Source organism: Sphingosinicella sp. (assembly GCF_052387495.1).
GTDB lineage: Bacteria > Pseudomonadota > Alphaproteobacteria > Sphingomonadales > Sphingomonadaceae > Allosphingosinicella.
In genome coordinates, this window is the sequence record NZ_JBQTJC010000280.1 from 1 (window position 1) to 11178 (window position 11178).

Annotated in this window: 13 protein-coding genes and 1 pseudogene; 10 read left to right on the top strand and 4 right to left on the bottom strand. The window is 69.5% G+C overall.

Going from position 1 to position 11178, the window contains the following annotated elements; translation table 11 throughout:
- The 3 genes from ACT4N8_RS15275 to ACT4N8_RS15285 form a co-directional block, all read left to right on the top strand.
- Window positions 1-794, top strand: a 794-nt coding sequence (locus ACT4N8_RS15275; protein ID WP_444858968.1) for a serine hydrolase domain-containing protein, incomplete at its 5' end; no start/stop codon positions are given.
- Between the two features lie 271 nt (window positions 795-1065).
- The gene (locus tag ACT4N8_RS15280) at window positions 1066-1686 is read left to right on the top strand and encodes a helix-turn-helix domain-containing protein (protein ID WP_444858969.1); all 621 of its coding nucleotides are present in this window, start codon (window positions 1066-1068) and stop codon (window positions 1684-1686) included.
- Between the two features lie 12 nt (window positions 1687-1698).
- Window positions 1699-2448 (top strand): SRPBCC family protein, encoded by a 750-nt coding sequence (locus ACT4N8_RS15285; RefSeq protein ID WP_444858970.1) that lies wholly within the window; start codon window positions 1699-1701, stop codon window positions 2446-2448.
- On the opposite strand, the gene ACT4N8_RS15290 is transcribed toward ACT4N8_RS15285, so the two are convergent.
- Entirely contained in the window at window positions 2445-3227 is a 783-nt protein-coding gene (locus ACT4N8_RS15290; protein ID WP_444858971.1) for an endonuclease/exonuclease/phosphatase family protein, read from the bottom strand. The genes ACT4N8_RS15285 and ACT4N8_RS15290 overlap by 4 nt on opposite strands.
- Window positions 3228-3266: 39 nt before the next feature.
- Window positions 3267-3581: an HPF/RaiA family ribosome-associated protein gene (locus ACT4N8_RS15295; protein WP_444858972.1), complete on the bottom strand. Its 315-nt coding sequence runs from the start codon at window positions 3579-3581 to the stop codon at window positions 3267-3269.
- Window positions 3582-3693: 112 nt separating this feature from the next.
- Here ACT4N8_RS15295 and radA point away from each other — a divergent pair, with 112 nt between their 5' ends.
- From radA to ACT4N8_RS15320, 5 genes are read left to right on the top strand one after another with little or no spacing between them, the layout of a single operon-like run.
- On the top strand, window positions 3694-5067 hold the full coding sequence (radA, locus tag ACT4N8_RS15300) for a DNA repair protein RadA (RefSeq protein ID WP_444858973.1): 1374 nt from the start codon (window positions 3694-3696) through the stop codon (window positions 5065-5067).
- A gap of 11 nt (window positions 5068-5078) precedes the next feature.
- Entirely contained in the window at window positions 5079-5606 is a 528-nt protein-coding gene (locus ACT4N8_RS15305; protein ID WP_444858974.1) for a CvpA family protein, read from the top strand.
- Complete coding sequence (cysS, locus tag ACT4N8_RS15310) at window positions 5603-6961, top strand: cysteine--tRNA ligase (protein WP_444858975.1); 1359 nt, start codon at window positions 5603-5605, stop codon at window positions 6959-6961. Before ACT4N8_RS15305 ends, cysS begins: the two co-directional genes overlap by 4 nt.
- Before the next feature lie 19 nt (window positions 6962-6980).
- Window positions 6981-7421 (top strand): iron-sulfur cluster assembly scaffold protein, encoded by a 441-nt coding sequence (locus ACT4N8_RS15315; protein ID WP_444858976.1) that lies wholly within the window; start codon window positions 6981-6983, stop codon window positions 7419-7421.
- On the top strand, window positions 7418-9202 hold the full coding sequence (locus ACT4N8_RS15320) for a monovalent cation:proton antiporter-2 (CPA2) family protein (protein WP_444858977.1): 1785 nt from the start codon (window positions 7418-7420) through the stop codon (window positions 9200-9202). Before ACT4N8_RS15315 ends, ACT4N8_RS15320 begins: the two co-directional genes overlap by 4 nt.
- Window positions 9203-9204: 2 nt before the next feature.
- On the opposite strand, the gene aroB is transcribed toward ACT4N8_RS15320, so the two are convergent.
- Window positions 9205-10245 carry a 3-dehydroquinate synthase gene (gene aroB / locus ACT4N8_RS15325; RefSeq protein ID WP_444858978.1) on the bottom strand — a complete coding sequence of 347 codons (1041 nt, stop codon included), beginning with the start codon at window positions 10243-10245 and terminating at the stop codon, window positions 9205-9207.
- A complete protein-coding gene (locus ACT4N8_RS15330; RefSeq protein WP_444858979.1) occupies window positions 10242-10778 on the bottom strand; it encodes a shikimate kinase in 537 nt (178 codons plus the stop codon). The genes aroB and ACT4N8_RS15330 overlap by 4 nt, the downstream gene beginning before the upstream one ends.
- 48 nt (window positions 10779-10826) lie before the next feature.
- On the opposite strand from ACT4N8_RS15330, the gene ACT4N8_RS15335 reads away from it, so the two are divergent.
- Entirely contained in the window at window positions 10827-11000 is a 174-nt protein-coding gene (locus ACT4N8_RS15335; RefSeq protein WP_444858980.1) for a hypothetical protein, read from the top strand.
- Window positions 10981-11178: pseudogene (locus ACT4N8_RS15340) on the top strand (hypothetical protein); the annotation flags it as partial. The gene ACT4N8_RS15335 and the pseudogene ACT4N8_RS15340, both read left to right, overlap by 20 nt.

An 11178-nucleotide genomic window follows, 5' to 3' on the forward strand; every position in this document is an offset into this window, starting at 1 on the left:
TCGCCCATGCCCAGGACGCCAAGCTCGAGGACGATTTCGATCCCAGATGGCTGCGCGGCTCGCTCGGCACCCTGCACAATATCTGCGCGCCCGGCACCTGCCACGCCTATCAGAACGTCGCCTTCGATGCCGCTTCGGAGATGGTCGAGCGCGTGACTGGCCGGCCTTATGCCGAGGTGGTGCAGGAGCGGCTGTTCCGCCCCCTCGGTATGCGCGGCGCGAGCTTCGGCCGCGCCGCCCTGATGGGCGCGCCGAGCTGGGCCCGCTCGCATATCGGCGGCAAGAGCCCGCGCGCGGTCGAGGTCGTCGAGTCCTATTACCGGGTGCCCGCGGCGGGCGGGGTCAACGGCTCGATCGAGGACCTAGCCCTGTGGCTGATCGGGCAGACCGGGGCGGCACCCTCGGTGCTGAGCGCCGAAGTGCTGCGTATCGTGCAGACGCCGCGCGTCCGCACGCCGCGCGAGAATCGCCGCCGCCGTCATTTCGCCGAGCGGACGAACGTTTCCGCCTATGGGCTCGGCTGGCGCATCCTCGATTATGCCGGCCACCGCGTGATCGGCCACCATGGCGGCGTGCGCGGCTATCGCTCGCTGATCCTGTTCGATCCGGTCACGCGCAGCGGCGTCGTCGCCTTGTGGAATTCCTCGACCAACCTCCCCAACGGCCTCGAATATGAAGTGATGGACATGCTCTACGGCCTCCCCTTCCGTGACTGGCTCCGCCTCGACGAGGCGGACGGCGAGGTGGCCGAGGAGCCGGCCAACGGCAACCAGGTCGAAAGCGAAGGGAATTAAGGATCGCGCGACCGGCGTCGCACGCCAGTGCGCAGCCGATTCAGCCGAGCCTCGCCGACAACTCCAACTCCCCCGCGCCGCGACGCCCCGCCTTCCTCCCGCGCTGCCACTGGCGGTCGGATCATCTCAATTGACAAAATAAACTGTCAATTATAGACATACGGTCATGGCTGAGCGCAGCGGCAATTCTGGCGGTGGGAGCGGGGGCGGGGGCAGTCGACGGAGCTACAGCGGGGGTGCCCCTTCCGGCGGCGGAGTGTCGGTCCGGGGCTTGGAAGACGCCAGTGCATCACCCGACTCACTCGCCCTGGTCGGCGATGCGGCGACGGCGCGGGTGGCCTTGTCGCCGCTCAGGCGCGAGCTGCTGGCGCGGCTGCGCGTGCCGGGGTCGGCATCGAGCCTCGCCAACGCGCTCGACATGCCTCGGCAGAAGATCGGCTATCATCTGCGTGTTCTCGAGGAGGCGGGGCTGATCGGTCCCGTGGGAACGCGCAAGCGGCGGGGCTTCACCGAGCGGCTGCTCGAGGCGAAGAGCGATGCCCTGCTCGTCGACCCGATGATCCTTGGGCCCGCCAATCCGGACGCGGTGGAGAAGCAGGACAGTTTCGCCGCCGGGTATCTCGTGCGGACCGCCGCCGGCATCGTCCGCGAAGTCTCGCGGATGCGCGAGGCTGCTGCGGAGGAGGGGAGCCGGCTGCTCACCTTCACGCTGGAGGCCGATATCGGCTTCGCGGCGCCGAAGGACATCGAGCGCTTCGCTGGGCGGATCGCCGAATCGCTGGCCGCGCTGGCGCGCGAGTTCGCGCCCGAACCGGGCCGCCGAATCTACAGGCTCACCGCGGCGGGTCATCCCGCCGTCGGCGAGCGCGCCAAATCGCCAGGCATCAACTGAGGGAGTTCAACGATGACCGACGCCGCACCGACCCGCGACCGCATCCTGGTCGAGATGACCATCGCTGCCCCGGCCGACGAGGTGTGGGACGCGCTCAAGGACCCGGCGAAGATCTATAACTGGCATGGCTGGGACGATCCGAGCCTCAAGGAAGAGATCGAGTTTATCTATGTCACCCATGCGCGGCACGATGACGATGCGAAGATCATGCGGTTCGAGGGCTTTGGCGATCGCTTCGAGGTCGAGGCGCGCGGCGACAAGAGCGTGCTGCGCGTCGTTCGCGCGATGCCCGCCGACGCCGAGTGGAGCGACGTCTACGAGGATATGGTCGAGGGCTGGATCAGCTTCGTCGAGCAGCTCCGCTTCGGGCTGGAGCGGCACGATCTCGGCGCGCGGCGGGCGCTCTATCTCTCCGGCTGCGCAAAGCCCGGCGGGTCCGCGCCGATCGCGGCGCTCGGGCTCACGCGGCTTCGCGACGCCGAGCCGGGCGAGGGGATCGACGCCGTCCTGCCGACCGGCGAAAAGATGGGGGAGGTCTGGCACCACAACAACTGGCAGATCGGGGTTACAATGCCCGACTGGGGCGACGGGCTGCTCATCGTCACCGACAAGTCGGTGACCGATACTTCGCCCGACGGGCGCGGCGCGCTGATCCTCACCGTCTACGGCTTCGACGATGCCGCCTTCGCCGACCTGGAGTCGCGCTGGCGCGGCTGGTGGGACGCGCATTACGACAAGCCAGGCGAAGCGGCCTGCTCCTAGCGGCCGAGCCGCGTCTTGAGCGAGGTGCGAAGCCGCTGGGTCAACCGCTCGCGGGGCTCGGGCGGGGGCAGGACGCGGCGTTCGCCGTTCGCCCTAAGGTCCGCCCAGATCGGGAGGTGATCGGAGGCGCGGCGCGCGGTGGCGCTGGCATGGGCGCCGCTCGCCACCACTTCGAGATCGGGTGAGACCATGATCCGATCGAGCTGGGCGATCGGGCGGCGGGCGTGGAAGCTGCGACCGCAGCTAGCGAAGACGTGATGCGCGGCGAAATCGCGCAGGCAGCCGCCGCTCGTGCTCCATTCGTTGAGGTCGCCCATCAGCACGGTCGGTGGATGCTCGTCCTGCTCGGCGAGGTGGGCGAGGATCGCGTGCGCCTGCCGCCGCCGCCACAGGCCCGACAGATCGAGATGCATTCCTACGATGCGCAGGGTCGTGCCATCGACCTCGACGTCGGCAAGGACGGCGCCGCGCGGCTCGAGCGAGGGGAGGTGGAAGAGGTGGCGTTCGCGCACCGCGACATTCTTCCGCACCAGCAGCGCGTTGCCGTGCCAGCCGATCCCGCCCGCGCGGGCGTCCAGCGCGACCGGCTTATAGTCGCTATGCTCCTCGATCAGGTGGGGCGGCAGCGCGCTCGCCCGGCTGCCGAAGCGGCGGTCCGCCTCCTGCAGCGCGATCACATCGGCGTCGAGCTCATTGAGCACGTCGAGCGTCCGCTCCGGGCGCCGCCGCCGGTCGGTGCCGATCGCCTTGCGCATATTGTAGGAGGCGACCCGGATCATGCGTGCTCTGGTAGGGCCGGCCGCCGCCGCCGCGCAACCTCAGTGATTCTGGAGCTTGCCCAAGGCGTGGTCGAGCGCCCGCACCGCCTTGTCGGCGGCGGCGGTGATCGCGACGTCGACCCGGGCCGCCTCGGCATGGACCGCGATCGGGGCATGGCCGTTGGCCCGCGCCTCCAGCGTCACCTTCTTGTCGCCGTCGCCGCCCTTGTGGCCGTTGGCGTCGGAGACGTGGACCTCGACATGGGTGAGGCGCGATTCGAAGCGCTTGAGCTTGGCGCGGACCCGCTCCTCGAGCCGCGCATTGGCGTCGGCATCGCTGACGACCTGGTTGTCGGTGCTGACCTGAACGAACATGCTGCCTCCTCGCGTAATGGCCTGTCGGGGGATAAATGCCGGGTGGTGCCTGTGCGTTCCGTCGATGCGATTCCGGCTGGATGTTCCGTTTGTGTTCCGCTAGGCTTTCATCATGGCCAAGCTCAAGAAGCGCTATGTCTGCCAGCTCTGCGGCTCGGTCAGCCCGCGCTGGGCTGGGCAGTGTGCGGAGTGCGGCGAGTGGAACAGCCTGGTCGAGGACGCGGCCGGGGTGGTGACGCCGTTTTCGGCCAAGCACGATCTGCGCGGGGGCGGGCGGCGGATCGAATTGGTCGGGCTCGACGCGGAGGCCGTGCTGCCGCGGCGGCTGGCGACCGGCATCGCCGAGTTCGACCGCGCGCTGGGCGGCGGGCTGGTGGTGGGCTCGGCGAGCCTGATCGGCGGCGATCCGGGCATGGGCAAGTCGACCCTGCTGTTGCAGGCGGCCGCGAAGGTCGCGGCGCAAGGGCTTGCGGTCGCTTATATTTCCGGCGAGGAGGCGGCGGACCAGGTTCGCCTGCGCGCGCGCCGCCTGGGGCTCGGCGATGCGCCGCTCAGGCTGGCCGCGGCGACCTCGGTGCGCGACATTCTGACGACGCTCGCGGAGGATAAGCCGCCGGGTCTGGTCGTGATCGATTCGATCCAGACCATGTATTCCGACCTGATCGAGGGCGCGCCGGTGACGGTGAGCCAGGTCCGCGCTTCGGCGCACGAGCTGATCCGCTTCGCCAAGGAAAGCGGGGCGGCGATCGTGCTGGTCGGCCATGTCACCAAGGACGGCGCGATCGCGGGGCCGCGTGTGCTCGAGCATATGGTCGATACGGTCCTTAGCTTCGAGGGCGAGCGCAGCCATCAATACCGCATCCTGCGCGCGACCAAGAACCGCTTCGGCGGCACCGACGAGATCGGCGTCTTCGCAATGGGCGACGAAGGGCTCGCCGAGGTTGCCAACCCGTCCGCCCTGTTCCTCACCGACCGGGGCGAGGCCGTGCCGGGCGCGGTGGTGTTCCCGGCGCTGGAGGGGACGCGGCCGGTGCTCGTCGAGATCCAGGCGCTCACCGTCCGCCTCGCCAGTGGCGCGACGCCGCGCCGGGCGGCGGTGGGCTGGGATTCGGGAAGGCTGGCGATGATCCTCGCCGTGCTGGAGGCGCGCTGCGGGCTGAGCTTCTCGACCGCCGAGGTTTATCTCAACGTCGCCGGCGGCTATCGCGTGACCGACCCCGCCGCCGACCTCGCCGTCGCCGCGGCCCTAGTCTCGGCGCTCGCCGAACGGCCGGTGCCCGCCGAGACGATCGCCTTCGGTGAAGTCGCCTTGTCGGGTGAGCTCCGGCCCGTCGCCCATGCCGGCCTGAGGCTCAAGGAAAGCGCCAAGCTGGGCTTCGAGCGGGCGCTGGTTCCCGCCGCGGTCGGTGGCGCAAAGGACACGCTGAAGCTCTCGGCGTTCCGCACCCTGGCGCAACTCGTTGACCACCTGCTGGGGCGCGCTTAGCTGTCGCCCTTATGGGTTTCACCGCGCTCGACATCGTCGTCTTCTTGCTGGTCGGCGCCGGGCTCGTCTTCGGCGCGCTGCGCGGCTTCGTCTGCGAGGTGCTGTCGCTGTTCGCCTGGTTCCTCGCGATCGTGGCGCTCCGCTATCTGCACGAGCCGTTCGCCAGCCTGCTCGAAGGGCCGGTGGGGAACGGCGCCTGGCTGCTCGCCTTCGTGCTGGTCTTCGGCATCGTCTTCGGGCTCGGCAAGCTAGCCTCGCGCCGGGTCGGCGCGCGCGTCCGCCGCTCGGTCGTTGGGCCGCTCGATCGGGTGCTCGGCGCCGGCTTCGGGGCGCTCAAGGGCCTGATCGGCGCGACCCTGCTCTATCTCGGGATCACTCTGGCCTATGACACGGTCTGGGGCCGCGTCGCGCAGCGGCCGACGTGGATCGCGGATGCCCGCACCTATCCATTGCTCCAGTCGAGCGGCGAGACGATGATCGACCTGGTCGAGGCCCGCCGGGGTCCGGCGCCCGGGGACGAGGCCCGGAACGCGCAGTGACCGAAATCCGCCTGCACGACACGATGGCGCGGGAGAAGCGCGTCTTCGCGCCGACCGATCCGAAGCGGGTGACGATGTATGTCTGCGGGCCCACGGTCTACAACCGCGCCCATATCGGCAATGCGCGCCCGGCGGTGGTGTTCGACCTGCTCGCCCGGCTGCTGCGGCACGTCTATGGGCCGGACAGCCTGATCTACGCCCGCAACGTCACCGACGTGGACGACAAGATCATCGAGGCGGCGCGAGAAGAAGGTGTCGAGCCGTCGGTCGTGACCGAGCGCTTCGAGTGCTTCTATCTTGACGACATGGGCGCGCTCGGCGTCGCGCCGCCGGACATCGCGCCGCATGCCACCGCGCATGTCGCGCCGATGATTGCGATGATCGCGCGGCTGATCGCGCTCGGCAACGCCTATGAGGCGGACGGGCACGTCCTCTTCCACGTGCCCAGCGATCCCGATTACGGCGCGCTCGGCCGCCGCGACCGCGAGGCGATGATCGCCGGCGCCCGGGTCGAGGTGGCGAGCTACAAGAAGGACCCGGCCGATTTCGTGCTCTGGAAGCCGTCGGACGACGGCGTGATCGGCTGGGAGGCACCCTGGGGCCGCGGCCGGCCGGGCTGGCATATCGAATGCTCGGCGATGATCCGCGCCCATCTCGGCGAGACGATCGACATCCACGGCGGCGGGCTCGATCTCATCTTCCCCCATCACGAGAACGAGATCGCGCAGAGCCGCTGTGCCCACGACGGCGCGCCGCTCGCCCGTTACTGGGTGCACAACGGCTTCCTCTCGATGGCGGGCAGCGAGAAGATGTCGAAGAGCCTCGGCAACGTCGTCACGGTCGGCGAGCTGCTCGCGCAGGGGCACAAGGGGGCGCACCTGCGCTTGGCCCTACTCCTTGGGCATTATAGGCAGCCACTCGAGTGGAGCGCTCGCCTCGTGGGGCAAGCACAACGGACGCTAGACAACCTTAGGAACGGCTATCAGCGCTGGAAGCTCTCTCAAACGAAATTGCCCGTGCCTGCTCCTCAGCATGATGACCTCTTTGTCGAGAGGTTGGCTGACGATCTCAATACCCCCGACGCAATTTCCGTGATGACCGGATTGGCGAAGGAGGGGCAATGGCAGCGGGTCGTAGGTTGCGCTGCGCTTCTGGGATTGGATGAGTACATCCTTGAGGGTCGCGGAGAGCCTGGGACCTTTCGCGGCCGTTCGCTGGATTATTGGATCAATGAGCGAGTGGAAGCGAAAAAGCGTCGTGACTTCGCCGAGGCAGACCGAATCCGCGCCGAGCTCGCGGCGGAAGGGATCGTGCTGGAGGACGGACCCGAAGGGACGAGTTGGCGTCGCGGCTGAGCCGCACTAAGTGGGGCGGGTGAGCCGCTCTCTCTACAGCCGCGACATCCTGCGTCTTGCCGCGTCGATTCCGCATCATGCGCGGCTCGCCGCGCCGCAGGCGAGTGTCGAGAAGGCCTCGGCGGTCTGCGGCAGCCGGGTGGCCGTTGATCTCGCGCTGGACGAGGACGGCCGGGTGGCGGCGCTGGGGCAGGAGGTGCGCGCCTGTGCGCTCGGCCAGGCCTCGGCGGCTTTGATGGGTGCGCACGCGATCGGTCGCGCGCCTGACGAACTTGCGGAGGCGCGTGATACGCTCGCCGCCTATCTCGCCGGCAGCCGCGACGATCCCGGCGCCTGGCCTGGCCTGTCGGTGCTGAGCGAAGCGCGCGCTTATCCTGCCCGTCACGCGGCGATCCTGCTCGCCTTCGACGCGGCGGCCGAGGCTGCGGCGCGCGCCGCCGCACTGGCTTCGGCACGATGAACGAGGCGGCCGCCCACGGCGCGCACGAGGGGATTCCGCTCCTGCTCACCGCCGTGCCGCTGCTCGGCTTCGCCCTGTTCTTCGTCCTCGTCTTCCGCCGGCTCGGGCTCGGCGCGACTCTGGGCTATCTCGTCGCCGGCGTGCTGGTCGGGCCGCACATGCTCGCGCTGGTCGAGGATCCCGAACAGATCCTGACCTTCGCCGAATTCGGCATCGTCCTGCTGCTCTTCCTCGTCGGCCTGGAGCTCAGCCCGTCGCGGCTGTGGCGGATGAAGCACGACATTTTCGGCTTCGGTCTCGTCCAGGTCGTCCTCTGCGGGCTCGCCGTCTCGGCCCTCGTCTGGGTGACGACCGGCTCGACGCTCGCGGCCTGCCTCGCGCTCGGCCTGCCGCTCGGCCTCTCCTCGACCGCGCAGGTGTTGCCGATGCTGCAGTCGGCGGGACGGTTGCGTACACCGTTCGGTGAGCGCGCCTTTTCCATCCTGCTCTTCCAGGACATTTCGATCGTGCCGCTGATCACGATCGTCGCGGCGATGTCGCGCAACCCCGCCGATGTCGGCGGGCCGCCGGGCTGGCTGCTCGCGCTCTATACGGTCGGCGTGATCGTCGGGCTGGTGCTCGCCGGCCGCTATGCGCTGCGGCCCCTGTTCCGGCTGATCGGCAATCTCGGCGAACGCGAGATGTTCATCGTCGCCGCCTTGTTCACCGTGATCGCGAGCGCCGCCGTCATGGAGACGCTCGGCCTTTCCACCGCGCTCGGCGCGTTCATCGCGGGCGTGATGCTCGCCGACACGCCCTACCGGCACGAGCTGGAGGCGGATGTCGAGCCGTTCCGCTCGATCCTGCTCGGCCTGTTCTTCGTCGCGGTGGGGATGATGGTCGATCTCGGCGTGATCGCGGCGCGGCCGATCTTCGTCGTGACCATGGCGATCGCGCTGATCGCGGTGAAGGCGGCGATCATCATGGGTCTCGCTCGCCTGTTCGGGATGCCGTGGCGGCCCGCGCTCGCGCTCGGCCTGCTGCTCAGCCAGGGCGGCGAATTCGCCTTCGTCCTGTTCGCGCAGGCGCAGGAAGCGCTGCTGATCCGGCCCGAGGCGGCGAGCCTGTTCACCGCGATCGTTACCCTATCGATGGCGGCGACGCCGTTCCTGATGATGGCGACGCGCAACATGCGGATGGAGCCGATCCCCGAGAAAGGCGAGCGGCCCGGGCCGGTCGCGGACGGCGCGAACGCGCTGATCGTCGGCTATGGCCGCTTCGGCCAGACGGTGGCGCAGATGCTGCTCGCCCAGGGCATTCAGGTGACCCTGATCGACACCGACATCGAGATGATCGACGTCGCCGGGAGCTTCGGCGCCAAGGTCTACTATGGCGACGGAACGCGGCTCGATTTGCTTCGCCAGGCGGGCGCCGCCGACGCGCAGCTGATCCTGTTCTGTCTCGATGGCGACCAGCTCGATGCCGAGCGCGTGGAGGCGATCCACGCCGCTTTCCCGAAGGCCGCCATCCTGGTGCGGGCCTATGACCGGCGGGCGCTGCTCAAGCTCAGGGGCGCGCCGGTTGCGGCGGCGGTCCGCGAGCTGCTTGAATCGGCGATCCGGATGGCGCGGCTCGCGATGGAGCAGGTCGGCGTCGACGAGGAGGAGATCGACCGCAGCGAGGCGCTCTACCGCGCCCGCGACCGCGAGCGGCTCAAGGCGCAGCTCGAAACCGGCGACCTGCGCGCCAGCATCGAGCGGACGATCACCGAGCCTGAGCGGCCGACCGACGAGCCCGGCTGAGCTCAGCTCGCCTCGGCGTCGAGAAAGGCCGCGAGCTCGTCCGTTGTTACATCGTGCGCGAGGAAAGCACGGCCGATCCCCTCCGCCAGCACGAGCCGCATCCGGCAGCCGTCGTTCTTCTTGTCCTGCGCCATCCGCGCGAGCAGCGCGTCGGGATTCACCGGCGGGAGGCGCGCGGACAGCCCCGCCGAGCGCAGATGGGCTTCGACCCGGCGCGCATCATCGGCCGGACAAAGGTCGCGCGCGGCGGACAGGCGGAAGGCCATCGCCATGCCGATCGCCACCGCTTCGCCGTGCGGAAGCCCGGTCTCGCTCTCGATTGCGTGGCCGAAGCTGTGGCCGAAATTGAGCAAAGCACGGCGGCCTTCGGTGTCGCGCTCGTCGCCCGTGACGGCGGCGAGCTTGGTACGGACGCTCGTCTCGACCGCGTGGAGCCGCGCCTCGGCATCGCCGGCGATCAGCGCCGCGCCGTGCGCCTCGCACCAGGCGAAGAAGTTCGCGTCGCCGACCAGCCCGTATTTGACCACCTCGGCATAGCCGGCGGTCAGCTCGTGCCGCGGCAGGGTGTCGAGCGTGTCAACGTCGACCAGCACCGCGCTCGGCTGGTGGAAGGCGCCGAGCAGATTCTTGCCATGGCGGGTGTTCACGCCGGTCTTGCCGCCGATCGCCGAATCGGCCTGGGCGAGCAGAGTGGTCGGCACCTGGACCAGGCCGCAGCCGCGCTTGAGAATCGCCGCGACGAAGCCGGCCACGTCGCCGACCATCCCGCCACCCAGCGCGACGACGAAATCGCCTCGCGCGATTCCGGCGTCGAGCAGAGCGTCGGCGAGGCGCGTCACGGTGACGAGAGTCTTGTGCGCCTCGCCCGGGGGAAGGACATGCAGGCTAGTCGGGGCGAGGGCGAGCCGGTCCGGCCAGCCCGCGGCGGCGACATTCTCGTCGGTGACGAGGTGATGGCGGCCTTCCGGCAGCAATTCGCCGGCGCGGCCGAGCAGGCCCCGGCCGATGAAGACCGGATAGGTCGGCGCCTCGATCCGGATCATGCCGCGCGCGCTTTCAATCCCGCGACAATCCTTTCGACGACCTCTCCGGGCGACGACGCGCCGTTTTCGACGCGGAGCTGGGCTTCGGCATAATATGGGTTCCGCGCCTCGGCGAGGCCGGTGAGGACCGCCTTCGGGTCCCCGCTTCGCAGCAGCGGACGTTGCGGAGCCGCGTGGACGCGCGCGGCCAGCGTCTCGACATCGGCGTCGAGCCAGACCGCGATGCAGCGCGCCAGGATCAGGGTGCGGCTGTCCGCATCGGCGAAGGCGCCGCCGCCGGCCGCGATCACCGCGGGCGGGCCTTCGATTAGCCGCGCGATCATTTGCCGCTCACGGGTGCGGAATTCAGCTTCTCCGCACCGCTCGAAAATCTCGGCGATGCTAAAGCCGGCGTCGCGTTCGATCTCGTCGTCCGCATCGAAGAAGGGGCGGGCGAGCCGCTCCGCCAGCAGCGGCCCGATCGTCGACTTGCCCGCGCCCATCGGGCCGACCAGGACGATCGCGCGGCCGGGGCGGTGGGGCGCTCTGCTCATCGTCAGGGGGCTATACAGAGCGGCCGGGGCTGGGGCAAAAGGCGCGCCATGCGCAGGTCCAGTTTCGCTCCCGCCCGCCGCCGCCGGTCGCCCGTCGGGCTGATCCTGCTCGTCCTTCTGGTGCTGATCGTCGGCTTCCTTGTCTATCTGTCGACGCGGAACAGCGAAGTGCCCACCCAGCGAATCGAGCAGGATGTGACGAATGAAGTCCTGGCCGGCTAAGGCGCTCCTCCTCGCCAGTGCCGCCGCCTTCATGGCCGCGATTCCGGCGCTGAGCCAGGAGCGCGACGCCCCCGAATCGCTGCTGCCCGAAGGCTTCGGCGATCCGCAGAACCTGCCGCCGCCCGAGAACAAGGCCGCGACCCGCGCTGCGCCCACGCCGGCGCCGAGCGTGACTCCG

Excerpts from the sequence above, each read along its gene's own strand:
- ACT4N8_RS15285 (WP_444858970.1), top strand. The coding sequence starts at position 1,699 with ATGACCGACGCCGCACCGACCCGCGACCGCATCCTGGTCGAGATGACC.
- ACT4N8_RS15290 (WP_444858971.1), bottom strand. The coding sequence starts at position 3,227 with ATGATCCGGGTCGCCTCCTACAATATGCGCAAGGCGATCGGCACCGAC.
- ACT4N8_RS15295 (WP_444858972.1), bottom strand. The coding sequence starts at position 3,581 with ATGTTCGTTCAGGTCAGCACCGACAACCAGGTCGTCAGCGATGCCGAC.
- radA (WP_444858973.1), top strand. The coding sequence starts at position 3,694 with ATGGCCAAGCTCAAGAAGCGCTATGTCTGCCAGCTCTGCGGCTCGGTC.
- ACT4N8_RS15305 (WP_444858974.1), top strand. The coding sequence starts at position 5,079 with ATGGGTTTCACCGCGCTCGACATCGTCGTCTTCTTGCTGGTCGGCGCC.
- ACT4N8_RS15320 (WP_444858977.1), top strand. The coding sequence starts at position 7,418 with ATGAACGAGGCGGCCGCCCACGGCGCGCACGAGGGGATTCCGCTCCTG.
- aroB (WP_444858978.1), bottom strand. The coding sequence starts at position 10,245 with ATGATCCGGATCGAGGCGCCGACCTATCCGGTCTTCATCGGCCGGGGC.
- ACT4N8_RS15330 (WP_444858979.1), bottom strand. The coding sequence starts at position 10,778 with ATGAGCAGAGCGCCCCACCGCCCCGGCCGCGCGATCGTCCTGGTCGGC.
- ACT4N8_RS15335 (WP_444858980.1), top strand. The coding sequence starts at position 10,827 with ATGCGCAGGTCCAGTTTCGCTCCCGCCCGCCGCCGCCGGTCGCCCGTC.